Annotated in this window: 25 protein-coding genes; 19 read left to right on the forward strand and 6 right to left on the reverse strand. The window is 61.4% G+C overall.

Going from position 1 to position 17,041, the window contains the following annotated elements; translation table 11 throughout:
* Window positions 1-75 precede the first annotated feature (75 nt).
* Window positions 76-621 carry a hypothetical protein gene (locus BN1233_RS28915; protein ID WP_046867109.1) on the forward strand — a complete coding sequence of 182 codons (546 nt, stop codon included), beginning with the start codon at window positions 76-78 and terminating at the stop codon, window positions 619-621.
* A 46-nt stretch (window positions 622-667) separates the two neighbouring features.
* On the opposite strand, the gene BN1233_RS28920 is transcribed toward BN1233_RS28915, so the two are convergent.
* Window positions 668-880 (reverse strand): hypothetical protein, encoded by a 213-nt coding sequence (locus BN1233_RS28920; RefSeq protein ID WP_046867110.1) that lies wholly within the window; start codon window positions 878-880, stop codon window positions 668-670.
* Between the two features lie 124 nt (window positions 881-1,004).
* On the opposite strand from BN1233_RS28920, the gene BN1233_RS28925 reads away from it, so the two are divergent.
* The 3 genes from BN1233_RS28925 to BN1233_RS28935 all read left to right on the forward strand — a co-directional run bounded on the left by BN1233_RS28925 (window position 1,005) and on the right by BN1233_RS28935 (window position 2,199).
* On the forward strand, window positions 1,005-1,259 hold the full coding sequence (locus tag BN1233_RS28925) for a hypothetical protein (protein ID WP_046867111.1): 255 nt from the start codon (window positions 1,005-1,007) through the stop codon (window positions 1,257-1,259).
* On the forward strand, window positions 1,256-1,621 hold the full coding sequence (locus BN1233_RS28930) for a GapR family DNA-binding domain-containing protein (protein WP_046867112.1): 366 nt from the start codon (window positions 1,256-1,258) through the stop codon (window positions 1,619-1,621). Before BN1233_RS28925 ends, BN1233_RS28930 begins: the two co-directional genes overlap by 4 nt.
* 215 nt (window positions 1,622-1,836) lie before the next feature.
* The gene (locus tag BN1233_RS28935) at window positions 1,837-2,199 is read left to right on the forward strand and encodes a hypothetical protein (protein WP_046867113.1); all 363 of its coding nucleotides are present in this window, start codon (window positions 1,837-1,839) and stop codon (window positions 2,197-2,199) included.
* 59 nt (window positions 2,200-2,258) lie between these two features.
* Here the strand turns inward: BN1233_RS28935 and BN1233_RS28940 are convergent, their stop codons facing one another.
* Window positions 2,259-2,645 carry a DUF3775 domain-containing protein gene (locus BN1233_RS28940; protein WP_046867114.1) on the reverse strand — a complete coding sequence of 129 codons (387 nt, stop codon included), beginning with the start codon at window positions 2,643-2,645 and terminating at the stop codon, window positions 2,259-2,261.
* 229 nt (window positions 2,646-2,874) lie between these two features.
* Here BN1233_RS28940 and BN1233_RS28945 point away from each other — a divergent pair, with 229 nt between their 5' ends.
* The 8 genes from BN1233_RS28945 to BN1233_RS28980 all read left to right on the forward strand — a co-directional run bounded on the left by BN1233_RS28945 (window position 2,875) and on the right by BN1233_RS28980 (window position 7,075).
* On the forward strand, window positions 2,875-3,309 hold the full coding sequence (locus BN1233_RS28945) for a hypothetical protein (RefSeq protein ID WP_046867115.1): 435 nt from the start codon (window positions 2,875-2,877) through the stop codon (window positions 3,307-3,309).
* Window positions 3,309-4,076, forward strand: a complete 768-nt coding sequence (locus BN1233_RS28950) for a hypothetical protein (RefSeq protein ID WP_046867116.1) — start codon at window positions 3,309-3,311, stop codon at window positions 4,074-4,076. The genes BN1233_RS28945 and BN1233_RS28950 overlap by 1 nt, the downstream gene beginning before the upstream one ends.
* Window positions 4,073-4,564, forward strand: a complete 492-nt coding sequence (locus BN1233_RS28955; RefSeq protein ID WP_046867117.1) for a hypothetical protein — start codon at window positions 4,073-4,075, stop codon at window positions 4,562-4,564. Before BN1233_RS28950 ends, BN1233_RS28955 begins: the two co-directional genes overlap by 4 nt.
* Window positions 4,565-4,571: 7 nt before the next feature.
* The gene (locus tag BN1233_RS28960) at window positions 4,572-4,847 is read left to right on the forward strand and encodes a hypothetical protein (protein WP_046867118.1); all 276 of its coding nucleotides are present in this window, start codon (window positions 4,572-4,574) and stop codon (window positions 4,845-4,847) included.
* Between the two features lie 5 nt (window positions 4,848-4,852).
* Window positions 4,853-5,155, forward strand: coding sequence for a hypothetical protein (locus BN1233_RS28965; protein WP_046867119.1), 303 nt, complete (start codon window positions 4,853-4,855; stop codon window positions 5,153-5,155).
* A gap of 29 nt (window positions 5,156-5,184) precedes the next feature.
* On the forward strand, window positions 5,185-5,700 hold the full coding sequence (locus BN1233_RS43405) for a hypothetical protein (RefSeq protein WP_052763969.1): 516 nt from the start codon (window positions 5,185-5,187) through the stop codon (window positions 5,698-5,700).
* Between the two features lie 394 nt (window positions 5,701-6,094).
* Window positions 6,095-6,502: a thermonuclease family protein gene (locus BN1233_RS28975; protein WP_048710100.1), complete on the forward strand. Its 408-nt coding sequence runs from the start codon at window positions 6,095-6,097 to the stop codon at window positions 6,500-6,502.
* An 81-nt stretch (window positions 6,503-6,583) separates the two neighbouring features.
* Entirely contained in the window at window positions 6,584-7,075 is a 492-nt protein-coding gene (locus BN1233_RS28980) for a hypothetical protein (protein WP_046867120.1), read from the forward strand.
* 178 nt (window positions 7,076-7,253) lie between these two features.
* Here the strand turns inward: BN1233_RS28980 and BN1233_RS28985 are convergent, their stop codons facing one another.
* Window positions 7,254-7,859, reverse strand: coding sequence for a hypothetical protein (locus tag BN1233_RS28985; RefSeq protein ID WP_046867121.1), 606 nt, complete (start codon window positions 7,857-7,859; stop codon window positions 7,254-7,256).
* A gap of 167 nt (window positions 7,860-8,026) precedes the next feature.
* Here BN1233_RS28985 and BN1233_RS28990 point away from each other — a divergent pair, with 167 nt between their 5' ends.
* From BN1233_RS28990 to BN1233_RS50830, 3 genes are all read left to right on the forward strand, one after another.
* Window positions 8,027-8,551 (forward strand): hypothetical protein, encoded by a 525-nt coding sequence (locus BN1233_RS28990; protein ID WP_046867122.1) that lies wholly within the window; start codon window positions 8,027-8,029, stop codon window positions 8,549-8,551.
* Between the two features lie 127 nt (window positions 8,552-8,678).
* Window positions 8,679-9,302 (forward strand): hypothetical protein, encoded by a 624-nt coding sequence (locus BN1233_RS28995; RefSeq protein ID WP_046867123.1) that lies wholly within the window; start codon window positions 8,679-8,681, stop codon window positions 9,300-9,302.
* A gap of 232 nt (window positions 9,303-9,534) precedes the next feature.
* Window positions 9,535-10,374 carry a nucleoside monophosphate kinase gene (locus tag BN1233_RS50830; RefSeq protein WP_063779858.1) on the forward strand — a complete coding sequence of 280 codons (840 nt, stop codon included), beginning with the start codon at window positions 9,535-9,537 and terminating at the stop codon, window positions 10,372-10,374.
* An 85-nt stretch (window positions 10,375-10,459) separates the two neighbouring features.
* Here the strand turns inward: BN1233_RS50830 and BN1233_RS29005 are convergent, their stop codons facing one another.
* Window positions 10,460-10,882: a hypothetical protein gene (locus BN1233_RS29005; protein WP_046867124.1), complete on the reverse strand. Its 423-nt coding sequence runs from the start codon at window positions 10,880-10,882 to the stop codon at window positions 10,460-10,462.
* 41 nt (window positions 10,883-10,923) lie between these two features.
* The gene (locus BN1233_RS29010; RefSeq protein WP_046867125.1) at window positions 10,924-11,736 is read right to left on the reverse strand and encodes an IS5 family transposase; all 813 of its coding nucleotides are present in this window, start codon (window positions 11,734-11,736) and stop codon (window positions 10,924-10,926) included.
* A gap of 375 nt (window positions 11,737-12,111) precedes the next feature.
* Between BN1233_RS29010 and BN1233_RS29015 the strand changes: the two genes are divergently transcribed.
* The 4 genes from BN1233_RS29015 to BN1233_RS29030 all read left to right on the forward strand — a co-directional run bounded on the left by BN1233_RS29015 (window position 12,112) and on the right by BN1233_RS29030 (window position 14,417).
* Window positions 12,112-12,519, forward strand: a complete 408-nt coding sequence (locus BN1233_RS29015; RefSeq protein WP_046867126.1) for a hypothetical protein — start codon at window positions 12,112-12,114, stop codon at window positions 12,517-12,519.
* Window positions 12,516-12,818, forward strand: a complete 303-nt coding sequence (locus BN1233_RS29020; RefSeq protein WP_046867127.1) for a hypothetical protein — start codon at window positions 12,516-12,518, stop codon at window positions 12,816-12,818. The genes BN1233_RS29015 and BN1233_RS29020 overlap by 4 nt, the downstream gene beginning before the upstream one ends.
* A 114-nt stretch (window positions 12,819-12,932) precedes the next feature.
* Window positions 12,933-13,709 carry a hypothetical protein gene (locus BN1233_RS29025; protein WP_046867128.1) on the forward strand — a complete coding sequence of 259 codons (777 nt, stop codon included), beginning with the start codon at window positions 12,933-12,935 and terminating at the stop codon, window positions 13,707-13,709.
* A gap of 384 nt (window positions 13,710-14,093) precedes the next feature.
* A complete protein-coding gene (locus BN1233_RS29030; RefSeq protein ID WP_046867129.1) occupies window positions 14,094-14,417 on the forward strand; it encodes a hypothetical protein in 324 nt (107 codons plus the stop codon).
* Window positions 14,418-15,433: 1,016 nt separating this feature from the next.
* Here BN1233_RS29030 and BN1233_RS29040 read toward each other — a convergent pair.
* A complete protein-coding gene (locus BN1233_RS29040) occupies window positions 15,434-16,588 on the reverse strand; it encodes a hypothetical protein (protein WP_046867131.1) in 1,155 nt (384 codons plus the stop codon).
* Between the last annotated feature and the right edge of the window lie 453 nt (window positions 16,589-17,041).

Below are 17,041 nucleotides of genomic sequence, written 5' to 3' on the forward strand. Positions count from 1 at the left end.
AGCTGGATCACAACCCAGATTGCGTGGAAACGGCACTGGTAGTCGAGAAGGTTGCAGTTACTGGAGAGAGTTTTGATGACCAAAGGGAATTTTGTTTACATCGGAGAAGCTGCACGCAAGCTTCGAGCAGAGCTCGCCCGGGAGGGGCGGCTCTATGTGGTCGAGGAAAATCCCAGCGATCTCCCTGCCATGCAGAAACATGCACCATGGACGACGCGGTGCACCGGCCCACACAATCTCGGGCATGGCGGCGTGGATTACTATCGCAGTCGCGAGGAGGCCGAGTGGAGCGCTGACTACAACAACAGAGCCGAGGTACTACGCTATTTTGATCAGCTTGAGTCCGAAGAAATCGCAGAGCGGCTCAGAAGGACCATGCCGCCCGAGCCGGGAAAGGTTGCCAAGTCCGGCCCTTATGGAGTCGTATTTGACAGACGGCGGCACTGGTATGTCGTCGACGGCGCAGGCAGTAGAGTCTCTGGGGACATGCGCTGGGGTGCCGCTAAGGCTCTGGCGGACACTTACAATCGCCGCCCACATGGGCATGGAGCCGGGACAGGAATTTGGATCGCCGTGGTACTGTTAGTGTTGCTGACAGTCATTTTGGCCGCATCGCATTGAGCCCGCCCTTCGAGCATCAAGGCTCACAGTTAGTGCCTTCAGGACGTCAGGAGCCGGCGCGGATCTCCGGCTCTATGAGGAGAAGGTTCCCAAACCGGCGCTCGATCTCAGCCGCAGCTTCCTCGGAGGCCTCGACCGTGATGAGCTGTGGATTGCTGCCGCTGACGATCCGCACGCCGGGAACCTCTCGGACATTCTCCTCGGCCGTTTTCGAGCCCGCCTGAGCCTCACGCCTGGTTACGACCACGTATGTAGGCATTGTTGTACCTCCTCCATCCCGCCTGAGCGGGAACATCCATCGAAGGTGGAAATAGGGTGGTGGGTCGAGCGCCACAATTCTATAGGAACAGGGCGTCTCAACTCGAGAGACGGACGGAGGACGAATGAGTTACCAGCTGATCCAGCTCGCACCGGGCGCCTACGATGTTATGCGGGACGACGAGATTATTGCCAGTGTCGTAAGACATGGTCCCCACAGCCCCTCGAAATGGAGTGCTGAACTCCTAAACGATCTCCCGCCACCGGAGCGACCGGCACCGTTCACCGAGATCGAACATCAGTTCAGCTCGCTCGAAGCAGTTCGCGACTGGCTCGGCCACCCTCCGGTCAAGGCGATCCGGTGTGCCCGGGAGCCATGACCAAGGCGACACCAGCGACGATTTCCAAAGACGATACGGCCGCTGATCTGCTCCGGAGCTTCGTCGATCGCCTCGTGGTGCTTTATCGGGAACGGGAAACCGTCAGCCGGCACATCAAAGAGAACCGTAGGGAAGGGCGCCCCACCGATGCCCTCCGAAAGGAGCTGCAGGCGATCGGCACCGACGTCGGGAACGTCCTCGCGGAGGCGCAGCGGCTCGGTTTCACGCGGAAAGCCGTCGAGATCGTCGCGGCCGAGACCATGGAGACACTGGCCCAGCGGCGGAAGCGCGAGGAGCTCGAGCTGGTCGTGGACTTGTATCGCCAGGCGCTCGGTCTCAAAAACGATCACGGCCGAGGCTGACTTCACCAACGGAGTCCACAAGCCCTTCCGTGCGACCTGATCGCGCCCCGACACCTTCATGGTCGATGGGTCGGCGCCCTGTCGATCATGACTGCAACTCGCAGCATCACCGGGCCATCGAGCATTTCAAGCTGGCCAAACTACACCTTCTGGGAATCGCAGTGGCATCAGCCGCTTGGACCTGAGAGCACTCACAACCCCAGGAGAATACGACCATGGGCTATACCCGCGAGAGCCTTGAACTCGCAGTGAAGAGAATCGTCGATTCCCTCGGCGGTGTCCGTCATCTGTTTAGTCACCATCGGCTGCATCGGGATGGACAAGATCTCGAGACCTTCGAGGCCGAGTGGCCGGCGCTGCCGCTGGAGAGCCGCGTGGGGAAGCTTGCTTGCCTCATCGGCCCGTCGCGCATCGGTGACTGCGGTCTTCTCACCCGCGCCTATTTGGACCTCTGCAGGAAGAATGCCCCGCGCTTCGAAACAGGGCTAGACGGGCACAGTCGCCGTCTGGTCATTATCGGTGACGCCACGCATTACCGGCTCGACGAGTTCGACATTGCCGAAGACGTAACCCGCTGATCCAGGATCCTCCCCAGTTCGGCCTCGCGCCGCTCCGCGCCTGCACTCCGCGACTCAGATCATCTCCTCGGCATCACCTGAAGCCCGCTTTCGAGATACTTGGCCAAGACCAGTTGCTTGTCGGCCAGATACCCCGGCGTATGCCGGTCGAACTCGCTCCGCGCCTCCGCCACCGCATCCCCGAACGAGCGGAAGTCGTCTGGGTAGCGGCCGATCATCATCAAGGCGAGGAGCTCGACCTGCGCTTCCTTGCTCAGGTCAGCGATCTGAGACGACAGAACGGTATGGAAGTCCCGCACGGCCTTGGCTGCAGGTGATAGGGTCGCGACGTCGCTGTTCCAGAGATCGCTTCCGGCGGAGTCCGGGTCCTCGGGCAGATTTGCGACATGCTCATGGCACATCGCGATGATCTGTTGGACCTGTTGCACTGAAATCTGTCGCAGCATCGAACCGGTTCCAGAGTAATAAACAATTCAAGGGGACATCTCAAAAATGGAGGCAACTCTTTAAGGAATTCCTTCCCGGCATCGGCCTGTGAATTGCGCCCATAATCGGCTATCCGACTGAAACATTGCCATTCCTGGGGCTATCGCCAAGCAATGTGGGCGAGCTGTTCATTTCGGGGGTTGCGACGATGACCTGCACGCGGCGGAATAATTCCAAAGGACAAAATCGATGAAGCCTCTCTCCTATAGTCCGCTCGAGACTCTCGGCGCCCAGATTTCCCGACCCGGCAGGGACCTTCCGGGGTTGGAGTTTTTCAAGGAGCATCGCCGGTATATTTCGGCCCGCTATGGCAGCCAGGTTGCCCGGGATATCGCCAAGGTCATCGAGGAGGGGGATTTCGATGCCGCAATCCGCGTATCCAGGGCTCTCTGCCCTGATGCAACGTTCACGGTCGCCATCCAAGGAGGCAAGATCATCGTCGATTACGTGAACCTGGACGATGAATGTCCGGAAAACTGCAACGAGGGCCAGTCGACGCGCTCCCGGGAGCACTCCTCGGAAGCAGTGGCGCTCCTGGGCGCCGCAATCAACTTCCATGCGACGCTCGTCGCAGAGGCTGAATTTGCCCTCGTGCGTCCCGAACTTCAGAGACAGGTCGGCTGATGTCGAAAGTCACCGCAGTCTTCGTAGAGGCGGCCGTCGCCGCGGACCGTCTCGTCGCGGATCATCTGCCGGGCGCGCTCGCGCGAGCCGGGTTCGGACCCGACTGCACCGGCGTTGCGCTTACGGTGGACGGGATCCCCAGATATCGGGCTCGGGACACCGGCCGGGCTGTCGTGGTCGACAGCGCACCGTCGCCAGACAGCGCAGAATACGAAGCCTTCCTCGCACTGCCGCGGATTGAGCTCGTCGACAACGCTCCGGATTTCCGGAGACCCGAGGTTCTTCAGGTCGATGCCTCGTCCTTGATCGGCACCGAGTTGCGGAGGCTTCTCTCCGAGCTTTGGAAAACAGACCCGGTCACCGACAGACAGCAATACGAGGATCGGCCGGTTCCCGAAGGCGAACCCTGGATGCCAAAGCCGGTGTCGGCGGTCGCCCGCAAGCGGATCGTGGAGGAGACCGAGGTCGAGGAGGTTCTCGCGAGACATCGGCAGGCTCTCTTGGACGGGCCTCACCTCGTTTCACTGCTTCGCGATGTCCTCGCCTATGGCGACGAGGCATCGGCCTGGAAAGCCGTGGACATGATTGCCCCAGGCGCCACGCTGCGCGTCGTCGAGGACAAGGGCTGGACATCCGTCGAGGCCATGGAAGGCTGGAAGGTGAACACGTTCCAACTTGGTAGCGGCTCGATCCCGCTGACGCATGCCCTCGTCGTCGGCGCAATTTCTCTGCGCCATCACCGCCTGCGCAACAAGGACGCGTCATGAGCCGCATCCCGATCATCCAGTCTGGAATCACCCGTTACTTCGACGGTCCACCGCCGTACGAGACGAAGAAACAATGGATCAAGCAAGGCACCAGGCACGACCCCGAGATGCGTGTCTATGTCCGAAACCAACCCGTTACAATCGACGAGAAGTGGTATCGCTCTATCGTGATCGCAAACCTAGAAGTTGCGGATCATCTCCAAGGTCAGGGATACTACCGCGATTTCGCGACATGGCTTGAAGAGTTCGCAGCGTCTCATCACTATATCCAGGCGATCTACTACGAACAGGTCAGCAGTCGCGATCTGGGTCGCACACTACAAAAACACAATTATACGCGTTGTTGGAGCTACGCGTCAGCCGAATGCAGCGATGATCCACAAAGAGATTATTATAAATGGGTCAAGGCAGAGCCTTCCGATTGCGACATCGATTTGTGCGAGATCGGGGAATTCCTGTCGCTAAACAAATCCCGAAAGCAGAATTGAACTTGCCATGATGGACATCAATCCGGACGCAGAAATCTATAAAAACATGATCGAGATGGAACACCCCGGCGAAATGCGGGGCGTCCTGCAGATCGAAGACGACGTTCCGGTCCTCTATAGCGGTGATGTCGGCTACGACGTAACCCTCAAGATCGATAATCTCCTGGACGTCATTGCGCTCATTGATCAGGAGGTGATCGTCACCACGGATCGGGTCCTGTGCGCCGGCATGGTGGCCCCGAACCTCGGTCATATCGTCGTGACGGCCATCCGGCCGGCATAAGTCCGATGAGCTGGGCGACCGACTACATCACCAAGCTCCTGCAGGGCGAGACCGTGAACTTTCGCCCGCGGGGGCACTCGATGGTGCCGCTGATCCAGAGTGGTCAATTGTGCACCGTCGAACCGCTCAACGACCGCCTTCTCTCCAGAGGTTCGATCGTCCTCTGCAAGGTGAGGGGAACCCACTACCTTCACCTCGTGACCGCCGTCCGGTCAGATCAGGTCCAGATCTCGAACAATCGCGGGCGTATGAACGGATGGACGCCCTCGAAGAACATCTTCGGGATCCTGACCCAGGTTCAGGACTGAGCCCGTTACACAAACCCTCAGAGGACACGATGAGCCTGCCCGCGATTGCTTTGTCGACCCTGCAGTGCGTTGCTCGAGATGCGATCTCGTTTCAGGCGAGCCATGTTCTCAGCATCCTTGATCCCGGCGAGAACGCTCCGGTTCTCGAGATCCCGGCTGAGAACCACCTCGTGCAGCATTTTCATGACGTGACCACGGGTGTAGGGCAGGGCCCCGCGTGGATCGAGCCCCCGATGGGCGGCCATATCGCCCGGATCATCGAGTTCGCGCGCGCAGCCGGGCCTGAGGCCAGAATCCTCGTGCACTGCCACATGGGCGTTTCCCGGAGTCCTGCGGCCGTGCTGATCATCGCGGCGGCCCTCACCGGAAGCGCGGAAGAGGCCGAAGCCTGCCTGCAGGCGATCGATCCTCGGGCCGGAACCGAGCCGAACGCCCGCATGATCCAGATGGCCGACCGGCAATTGCGCCTCGAAGGCAAGCTCGTGGCCGCGGCGCACCGTCTCAACAGTCGGCGTCCCGAAGCAACGGCCTATCGGGTCTGGTGAGAATCGGCCGCAGTTCTGAGCGTTGCTGGCGCAAAATCGAATGCATATGTTTGAGTCTCGTCGCGAGGGAAGATATGCGCTCCTTTTTGAAATTGTCCGCCAGCACGTTTCGCACGATTTTCGGAGTTTTGTCCGACTCCCTTGCGCAGATCCTTTCCGAGGCCTTCTTTCCTCGACGCCAGGAAATGGTGCCCGTGCGCGTAAAGCGCCGGTCGCCTCCGAGGCGCTGACACCGCGATAGTTGCTCTTACCGATAACCCGCCCCTGGCGGGTTTTCTTTTGCGTGGATTCGAAAATCCCGCAGGAGGGGCAGACATTTCGTCTCGGACAAGGAGGTCGGACCGAGCAGGGGAGGGCGAAAGCCCGAGATCGGAAAACCCCAGGAGGACCCGCGATGAGCCTGACCCAGGTCGTAATCGGCATTGCCCTTGCCATCCTCGTCCTGAAGGTCTTCGACGCGCTCCGGACCCGCACCGTCTCGGCCCGGGACGTCTTCGTGATCGACGGCGATACCATCGGAGTGCGCCGGCGCTTCTTCCGCCCCGAGCGGATCCGCATCGCGAATATCGACGCGCCCGAGACCCGCGGCCTCCGAAGCCTGTGGGAAGGCCGCAGGGGCGAGGACGCCAAGAAGGCGCTCAAGGACCTCATCTGGTATGCCGAGACCATCGAGATCGTCAGCTCCGGCGGCCGGGATCGCTTCGGGCGGACGCTGGCCCGGGTCAGAGCCATCTCGGATCAGGGCCGCGTCGACGCCGGCGAGCATCTGGTCCGCCGCGGGCTCGCCCGGCGCTGGGCCTGAGCGTCGTTCCGGCTTCGGCCGCCTCCACAGGACCGGTCTCGATCGGTCATAACACCCTCAGCCATCCGTCAGGAGAACCCCGTGGCCATTGCCTCCCATCAGAGCATCACTGCCGCCCTGCGCTACATCGACAGCATGCTCCTCGATACGTTCAGCGACATCGTCGGCACGGATCTCCGCCGGGCCGGAACGTCTCCGATCGGCCGCGACTCGGCCAACACCATTGTCCTCACCGACGCGAGCGGATCCGCGACGATGATCCTGAGGGGCTCGGACGTTCACGACGAACTCGACGAGGACACGCTCCAACCCGAAGCGAACAACTTCAGCTTCGGCGAGATCCGCGTTCGCTGGTATCGCTCCGTCGAGAATATCGAAGATGCGAGCGTGTTGACGGTCGACCAGCTCACGGCGCTGATCCAGCAGGCGGGAGATCTCTTCGAGTCGATCCGCGCCACCGCCGAGAGCTTCCCAGATTTTCGGGACAAGATCCTCAGGGCCTCGGAGGGCGGGCTTTGGAGAGTCCAGATCGATGCATCGACCCGCGACGTCCAGTCTGCCCGAAGATCCTGAAACCGTCGCGAGAGAGCAGGTGCTCCGAAAGCCCGCCGATGGCAGGCTTTTCTCTGCGTCAGGACACAAAATCCTCTGAACCGATCATCTCAGCTCACTGGCTCACTAGATGAGCCATATGAGGTGACAAGCCTCTCTTCGGCTCGCACCCCGATTGTCGTCGCAGCCGCACTCGCCGTCACAGCAGCAGCGCACGCTTCCTTGCCTCGGTTACTTGGCGTGGGTTCAACAGTCCGGCGTTCGCGACGCGCGGGTTGCGCCGGTCGTACATCAGGTTGCTCGCATCACCATCCGCGGAATTGTGGTTCGGGTCGTTGATCAGCACATGCCCGAGTTCGTGCGCGAGAGTGTTGCCCGCGAAGCCGGCAATCCCGGACCAGACCTTGACGCCGGCCACCACCGCGACGCGCCCCCCACCCCAGCCGCCCTCCTGCTCGGGAAGATCGTAGACGAAGCCGACACCGACGCCCCGGCCCTTTGGTGACAGGTGGTTGATGAAGTGAGCCCACATGTCGCTGCTGCCTGCCGGAACGACCTCGGAGCGGGGCGTCACGGTGACCGGCGAGAACTCGATCTCGGCCTCGCGAATCCAAATGCGGTTCGCCTCGGCGAATGCATCGGTGATCTCGTCGGGGGCCCAGAACGACGGCAGCGCAAGGCCAAGCTCAAGCGAACGCAGGCTCACGTCGCCTGCCGAGGCGCCGCCGCGTCGGCCACCGCTAGCAGCCGTAGCGGGATAGAGGTCCAGCTTATACCCCGTCACCGGAACGACGATCCGATCCATCGCGCACCCCTTCGCTGAGGCCTTCCAGGGAAATCCTACACTAGCAGCCCTCCGGGGCCGAAGCGGGATTTCACGAGAAGCCAGCCTGAACTCCGGAAGAACACTACGACCCTGGACGAGAGAACGAGCGATCCTCAATCGCCTGAAAATCCCAGGAGGACGCCCCGATGGTCCCCAGCAACGCACCTGCCTACCTCTACCAGGACATGTCGGCAGCCGATCTTCTCGATCTGAGCCGGAGCATCGGCATCAAGTCGGCACCTGCAAAGCGTCGCGACCGGAACGATCGTGAGGTCCAAGCCTACACGGTCTCCGGCTGGACCTCGTCGGAAGCCGCTCGGAAGGCCGCTGTCCGCCTCAGCGATGACGAGCACCAGTTCCTGATCCGCTTCCGCCCCACCCTGATCCAGGATCTCCAGGAGGTCGTCAGCACTGAATCGGGCCACGCGATCGCGGTGTCTCAGCGCCCCTTCGTGATCGATCCCTACTATGCGGAGGTCGAAGTCGGGCTCCCGGGGTCGGGTGAGCCGACCTGGATGGTTCTCGCGCTCTATCGTCTCGCCCCGGACGAGTTGTCTCCTCCGAAGGCCGGCGCGCAGAAGAACCTCCCTTGGACGCCGAAGATGTCCCGTGCGGCCTGGTTCGCGATGAAGCGCCGGCTCGGCCAGCTGCAGCCCCGGCGGGCCGCGTAAGAGCCCCCAGAGAGATAGGGCCGCCGAGAGCCGGCCCTTCACCTCGCCCCCTCGGCGAGCCGGTCTGACCGATCGGCAAACCCACAATGATCACACACAAACTCGAAATCCCGAGAGGACGATAACCATGGATGACGTCGGCTACGTCTACTTCACCGCGACCAGCGATGAGGCCCAGAACATTTCCGTCAACGGCCTCTCGAGCGTCTGCGTCGAGCTTGATGTAAGCGGCGAGAACGTCATCTACGACGGCCTCTACATTGGCCGGCATCTGGACGATGTCACGGCGGCTCTCACCGACGAGCGCCCGGTGCTCATCCGCTTCAATCTCGACTCCGTCGCCGAGATCTTCGACTTCATCGATCTCGAGAGCTCCGTAAACGGCGCCGACCAATTTGGCATTGCTCTCGATCGCTTCACCATCCCGTCCGTAGAACTCGAATATCTCGACACCCTCAGCGGCAACTGGAACGACATGCAGACCTTCACGATCGACATCAGTGCTGTCGCCGACGAGTCCGTCGCAGTCGAGCCCACGTCGGCGAAGAAGGTCTACGACACCCCGTATCTGCCGCGTGGCCTCTGGTTCAAGAAAATGCGCGAAGAGGGGCTGCTGGCACTCCGCCAGCCGAAGGCCAAGAAGGCTCCGGCATCCCAGGACGCGGCTGGTGACAAGCCCGTCCGGAGCCCCGCCCAGCTGGCCGCGATCCGCGGCTACTACGCCCGCAAGGCGCGCCTGCAGGCGGCGTGAGGGCTGGGCGGCCAGATCGCCGGCCCGCCGCCCAAGCCCATCCCTCGGCAGAGGGAGTCCCGACTCAAAACACTGGATCTCTCGAGAGGCTGGGGCTTCGGTCCCGGCTTTTCCGATAGCGGAAGCGAGAAATCCCGATGCCCTGAATTGCTGCGATCATGCCAAAACATCGACTCCACCCCAGGCATGATCGCCCGCCCCGCCGCTCAACCGGAAAACGCACGGACACGTCATGAGACTTCTCCTCCTTGGCCCGCCCGCGGCCGGAAAAGGAACTCAAGCGGAGCGTATTTCCCGGCACTGGAGCATTCCGCACCTTTCGACCGGCGCCATGCTGCGGGCCGCCAAGTACCAGGGCATCTACAATCCGGCCTCCGGTAATCTTGCCCCAGACGCGTTGGTCTGTGAGATCGCCATCGATCGCATCAAGCAGCCCGACACACAGGCCGGTTTCCTCTTCGACGGATTTCCGCGCACTCTCGTGCAAGCCCGCATATTCAATGCCTTTCTATCCCGGAATGAGATGTCGCTTGATGCAGTCGTCGAAATCCAGGTCGATCGCGATATTCTTCTCAAGCAAATCATGAAGCGAGCGTCCGACGCGATCGAGCGCGGAGAGCAACCAAGGTCCGACGACAATCCAGTCGCCTTCGAGACCCGAATGCGGGAATACCGGGAACTCACCGCGCCACTTTCGGAGTTCTACGCCGAATCAGGCGTGTTGAAGACCGTCGACGGGATGAAGTCCCCTGATTGTGTCTGGAGAGAGATCCAGAGCGTGCTCGAACCAAGGCAGACAGCACATGACCTCCGCGCCCCTGCTGAGCGGGTCAGACTCCTGAGAGAGTTGACCGGCCTCGGGATCATGGATTGCAACGGCGCCATGGGGCTGGCGCAAACGCCCGAATACCGTGGCGATATCGTCTTGGCCGTCGCCAGCGTCTTAGCCGGGCACCTGGCGGTCCATGTTCACGGCGATCGCAATGCTTGGAACTTACGCAAGGCGCAGACCGATGCGCCGCAACTCAGGGCCCGCAATCCGGCGCTCGACGCCGCTTTCCCGCCGCCATAGCGCCAGAGATCGGCAATCTCACAAAAGACGAGGGCTTCCATTCGGCTCAAAGCCAGAATGGAAGCCCTGAATCGTCCCGCAATGCCTATGCTGCCGCCGTACCGACGTAGTCGACGCTGCGCACCACCGTCAGGGTGTTGTCGGGAAGCGGCAACAGGTTCCACTGGGGCAGTGCCGCGAGCCGGTGTACCTCCTCCTCGTAAGCGGCCGGATCTTTCCTGGCGAAGGTTAGGATCAGATCCGTGACGCCCACTCCACGACCTGCCGCCCAAAGTCGCTCATAGGTCTCGTCCCGGATTTCTTCCGAAACGTCCAAGCGGACCAGGCCGACTACATCGCTCACGCCCCAGTCGGGATGGAAATATCCAAAGTTCTTCATGAACGCGCGGCGCTTTCCTTCGTCCGGATAATCACTTTCGATCTCAGCAAGAAGAACTTGCATTCCCTCGGTATGGGAGGGAGCAACACGATAAATCCTGTCATAGTCAGCAAACAGACCGGGGATCATAATTCTCTACTCCACTACGCGTCTCAGAGTCCGTCCCGTAATCATGAGTGTCGTCCCAAGCGGCGGACGAGGAGCATGACGGAAGCGGCATAAAGGAAGGCGCGGGCTGAAGTGAGCGTCGCCTCCGGATCCTTCCAGAGCCGGCGATTGCGACTGATCCACGCGAAGAATCTTTCAACAACCCAGCGGCGCGGATGCACCGCAAAGCCCACCTGGTCGGGCGGCTTTCTGACGATCTCGATGCGGATCGAGGTGGCCTGGGCCGGGGTCTCGCCGGCATAGCCGCTGTCGGCGAACGCTGTGGCGATGAATGGGAACGAGCGCCGCGACAGGTGCAGGACCACACAGGCACCATCCCGGTCCTGCACGTCCGCCGGCTGGGGCTCCAGGATCAGACCACGCCCGTCGGTGTCAACCATCACCTGGCGCTTGCGGCCTTTGACCTTCTTGCAGGCATCATAGCCTCGCGGCCCGCCGCTCTCGGTGGTCCTCACGCTTGGGCTGTCGAGCACGGCGGCTGTGGGCGAGGCCTCCCGTCCCACCCGCTCCCGGTCGGCCATGACCAGCAGGTGGTTGATGGTCTCGAACACACCGGTGTCACGCCACAGGCTGAACCAGCGGAAGACCGTGCTCTTGGGCGGCAGATCAGAAGGCAAGAGCCGCCAGGCAATGCCACCGCGCAGCACATAGAAGATCGCGTTCAGGATCTCCCGAGCGGACCAGCGGCGCGGACGTCCTCGGGCGTGGGGCTCGGGCAGGAGCAGTTCGATCAGCGCCCATTCGGCATCGGTCAAATCGGTTTCGTATCGCAACCCGTCGCGGCTATACTGCCGCCGAGTGGTCGGGGTCCACATCGCGGTTCCAGGTCAGGCTTCAGCACCCTCCTGGAATCATAGCGGCCTCGACCACTCAACCATTTTCGGGACGGGCTCTCAATTGAGCCGTTGCCATAGCTCAAACACCCGATTTGTGCGCCGCATAAGCCAATTGCCCGATTCCATTCCCTACCTGCTTCAGCACGCCGCGCGCTCCAGGATCTGCGCCCATCCGTGAGACGGAGCGGTCAAATCGCCTGGCCTGACGCGATGTTCCACATCACAGCCGACGGGATCACTTGGGCGAGCCGGAATACCACGCAATTCCCGCCATCGGCTCGAGTGCAAACAGGTTGAGTCCGAACGGAAGGCGAAAGCAGCCCCGCTGCGAAATCCCTTTAAGGACAGACAATCATGGACGCACAGCAGGATCTCTCGACAGTCGAGGATCTCAGACTCAGCGAACTGCGGCTCGTCACGCTCATTTTCCAGGACACGGGGGACGCCAAGACGCACATTGTTCCGGCGGCCGACGTCCCGAAATTGGCCGAAGCCACGGTGCGTCTCCACCACACGCCAGGTGTCAATCCTAGCACCGGAAATCCCACCCGGAAGATTTGCATGATCACGGCTGAGCCGATGGCTCTCTATGGTCCGTATTGGTGGACCACACCCAGTCTCGAGGGCAACGGCGATGATACCGGAGCGCGGGTCATCCAGGGCAATTGCCACCGCGAAATACCTCTCGAGGACAAGGAGTTCTTCGCGAAACGCGATGCAAAGCAGAATAGCGCCGTCGCCAGAATTGAGAGCTGCCAATGATGAATCCCGCCATCGCAGCCATGCTCGAAGACGTGCTCGTCGAGGAAGACCACGAACTCGGTGGCTTCCTGATCTCTGCTGTCTGGAGGGGAGTCGATCGCCCGAACACCGGCGGCATCGGGCTGCCTGGCAAGGACGCGAAACTCGTGCCGCTCGTTGAGAAAGCAATGAGAGACGGCGCTTTCTGGTCTCACGCCGCGATCGCCACCGACGTCAATGGCAAGACCTACGTTGCCGCCGCGGCGGCGGTTAGCGGCAGGCACCTCAAGGCCGATCTTCGCCGGCTCGGATATCTCTGAGGCAATACCGGCTGCCACATAACCCAAGGTGACCGGGCTTTTCTGATCGGCAGCCCGCTCGCCGAATTGCAGCTCCGAATTTTCGCCAAAAACCAAATAGTCAGGACCAAGACCATGCACGCAAACCATTCGCGCGTCGACTTCGATTTCGACAAGTTCCTCCACGCAAACGTCCAGACGGTGACGGTTCGTATCGTCCACGTCGGCCCAGTTCAGCCCGCAGCCCACGCGAACAACGAGAAGGTGCGCCACCTTCTTGTCGAGCATGTCCGGCCCCGCGGTCAGGACGGCTCCCACATTGAGGAGATCGTCATCATGAGAAACAACAGCCTCATGCAGAAAGGCATCCTCTCAGCATTTCTCGAGGCTCATGGGAAAGGCGCTTCCGAGTTCACCTTCCGCCTGACTGGCCATCCAGGCAACTTGCGGACCGTAGAGACCTTCGAGATCTCCACGGCCCGACCGGCGACCCAGCCGACGCTCGTCGTCAACAACACGACGCCGCCCAAGCAGACCTCGGAACCGGTCATCATCACCTACGGGAAGCGCTACAACAGCCAGGGGACCGACACCTTCTGCCTCTATGTCCCGGCCGAAACCTATGCAGGCGTCATGTTCGCCGGCAAGGGCTTCTATCGATTCAGCGAGTCGCCGGACGGACAGCTGTTCTTCGCCTCGACGGAAAAGCAATCCGAGCTGAAGTTCGAGTCCAGCAAGGTCCTGGCCGATGGAACGCGGAATATCTGCTTCCGTGGCCTCCGCGTCCGGATCCTAGAGGCGAAGGGCCTCGTGGACCTCAAGAAGTACATCGTGCGGGCCTCGCGAGACGGCTTCACGGTCCAACTCGCCAGCGACGGGGCAATCGACTTCGCGATGTCCGCGGCGGCGTGAACCGCGGGCCGGGCATAAAACGCGCCGGAGCCGCGGCACAGCCCGCCATGGCCCCGGCGAAGGCCCGAAGCCGTCGGCAGGCGAATCGGCTGGCCACCTTCGATCGGCCGCTGCCCTTCGGGCCGATGCGTCGCCCGGGCGCGCGAAATACCACCTGCCTGGAGGCCCGGTCGGAAGGCCAAAGAGGGGTCCGGTTACCCGCCCGGCCAGAGTTGTCTGCGAACAACTCAGCGCCGACCCCATCTGGGGCCAACAGCCACTCGTTCCGAACTCTCACGAGCGAGAGGCTCCAACTGGCTCGGGCCGCAGAGTCGCATTGGCTCGCACCTCCGCCCCGACTGGAAAGCCCTCGGGCTCGATCCTCCGCGCTCAAAAGGAATCGTCATGAGGCACTACGTCTACCAACTCGTCCCGAACGGACCCGCCACCAGCGCCTACCGCTACTACACGGGCGCCATCATTGCTGCCAGGACGCTCGAGCAGGCGCTGCGCACCCACCCGGCCAGCAGCGAGCGCAATCGGATTCGCTGGAGCGAGCGGGACCAGGTCTGGATGAGCCATTTCGACGATGGCACCGTCCGGCCCTACATCAACACCGCCTGGCCCGATCATCCGAGCAAGGTCGCCGGCCTAAAGATCGCGGAGATGCTCGACCCGGTCGATTCGCCTGACGCTCGGGTTGTCCTGGCCGCGCAGAACGCGGCGTAACCCGCACTGACAGGCCGCGCCCCGAGACGATTACTGCCGACGGGCAGCAGACGAACTTTGAGCTCACCAGAAGGCGGCACCCATCAGGGTTGCCGCCTTTTTTCTTGCTACTCTCCGCACCGCAAAGAGTCGCTCAGCGTCATCTCTCAAATCGGTGGAAACGGAGTTCTCTGATTCTAGACAGGCTCGAAGAGCGCACATAATTTTGGGCCACAGAGTCTGACGACTTTCACCCAAACATATGGCACCGCACGACATGGCACCTCGCGCACTCAGGCCGTTGACGGTCGAGACGATGAGCCGCGCCCGCAATCCGCGCCCTGCATTCCCCGCGGGTGTTTCAGATACGCAGTTCGATTTCCCCTTTGATTGCGAGCCCGACGATCTACCCATCGTCGACGTGCGGGCGGATATTGAAGACGATCAGGCGAAGAGAGCCACCGAACGGGCCTTCGGTGGACGAGCGGAGGATAGCTCTGCATCTGAGGGGCAAGCCGAGCAGGTCGCGGGGTCCTCGAGCCCAGCGGATGCACCGTCTCCTGAAGCTCCGAGTTCGCCGATAGAGGAGCCTTCTCGTCCCCGCCGTGTCCTGCCCAGCGTGATCCAGCCCGAGATCGAGCTCCAGCGGCAGCTGCAGAACGATCAGGAACGCAGCAATCATCGGGGTCGCACGTTGACCGAGGGGGACGCTAAGCGCGCGGATACCCGCAAGGCCAAGGCTGCGAAGAATCAGCTGGCAATGGCCCAGGATCAGATACCGCCGCTCCTGGCCGCCATAGAGTCTGCTCGGCTTGACAATCACCAGATCGCGGCTCGCCAGGAACTTGTGCTGGAGCCTAGCGTAGAACCCGAGCTCGTTAGCCTCTCAGGGACCGTGGAAATCCCCCACGTGCAGCCTTCAGGCCCTGTTGTTTCGCGCACCCGGTCACGCCCCAGATGGATCGCAGTTCGGAACAAGGATGGGTTCCTGCCGGGACAGCGCTGGAAGCGTCGCCTCCCGAAATACTGCTGGTGATCTAGTTTCCGTCGAGGGGGAGGCTCAGCGCTTTCTCCCCGGCCAGCTGCTGGTTCCTGATCCTGCGCAGCCGGGCGCGCTTCTCCGCGTCATTCGGGATGAACGCGACCGGATCGCTGCCCGTGACCTCCCGGAAATCCTGTTTCTTCCGGGAGGCGATCCGCTGGGCATCGGTCATGTGTTTTGCGAGGCTCTCGGAAGCAATGATCGTATATTCGACATCGACCTTCGAACGTCCCTGCATGATGTCGCGGATCTCGACATCGGCCACGACACCTTCTCCCTTCAATGCGTTCACGGCCTGCGTGACACGGCGGAGGACATCGCGCAGTCGAGTCCATCCGGTCAGCCCGCAACCGTCAATGATCTCCGAAGCTCGGATCACATGCGCGATGGACGGCGACCGCTGGAAGAACATCTCGTGATTGAGACGGCGATACAGCCATCGCTCGATGGGGCTTTTTAGCCGCATGATGACTTCGTAATCCATTTGCCGAAAATCCAGGTGCATGAGCGCCTGAGAGACGAGCCAGTTGAACCCGACGGTCGTGGCCGATTCGGCGTTGCGACGATCGCCGGACCGGTACATCGGGAAGGTTGAACCTGAAACCATGGGTTCCTTGATTGTCCCGTCCTTGCCTTCGACGAGCCGCACGATTTCGACCGTGGATCTGTGCAGGACCGTCAAGGCGTCCTGGATCTCGTAGAAGCTGAATTTGTGACCGGTGCGTTCCAGTTCCCTATCAACTTCATAGATCGAGAAGGTGACGCCAACCTCGCCCTTGTCGCCTGCGACCATCGAGAGTCGGTTCTTCATCACCGCGATTTGCCGGATCACTTCCTCGACAAGCTGCTCACGTTCACCCGGATATTGCTCAGTGTCCTTTCCTTCTCTGCGGATACGAGCCGGGGTAAGAGTCACCATGTAGACGCTGCCGCCATGGGTGAATGTGCGCTCGATCGTTTTCAGGTATTTGCCGTCTCCACTGGCGATTCGGATATCCTCGGCATGCCGGAAGACCGAGCGAGGGGCCACGTCCCACAAAGCGATGGTGTTGGTGAGCCTGCGGTCCGGATCGTCGATCTCCCAGAAATCGAACTGAACGGGTGGCTCATACGGCTTCGGCTGGGGCTTCAGTTGAACGACCTTGGACATGCGAGCACGCTCCTTGCGGCAAGGTTGGGATCACATCGCTTAGGCTTGCAAGAGGTAAACGGTTTTGAATCCCAACTTTCTCGACTGGGGCACTGGGTTTAAGTCGCGCTCCCACTAGGTCTAAGTCGCGCATCACTAGGTTTAAGTCGCGCTGGTCATACTGATCCGGCGGCACGGATATCCGAATCGGCGACTCGATCTCGCGCATTCAAGGCCATGGCTGAAATCCTTTTGGTCTTGACGACTCAACCGGAGCCGTTTCGTTCCATCGAAGCTCGCACCTGTCCACCGGTTTCCGCTCAGGAGTGGAGCGCGACTTAAACCTAGTGTCGAAGCGCGAGTCAGACCTAGTTCCGGAGGCCCTCCTGGGCAAAAAGCTCAACAACTTCAATGAGCTAATCCGGGATGGGACTGGGTTTCACTAGGTTTAAGTCGCGCTTCCGGCATCCGCGA

The organism is Microvirga massiliensis (assembly GCF_001006805.1).
GTDB lineage: Bacteria > Pseudomonadota > Alphaproteobacteria > Rhizobiales > Beijerinckiaceae > Microvirga > Microvirga massiliensis.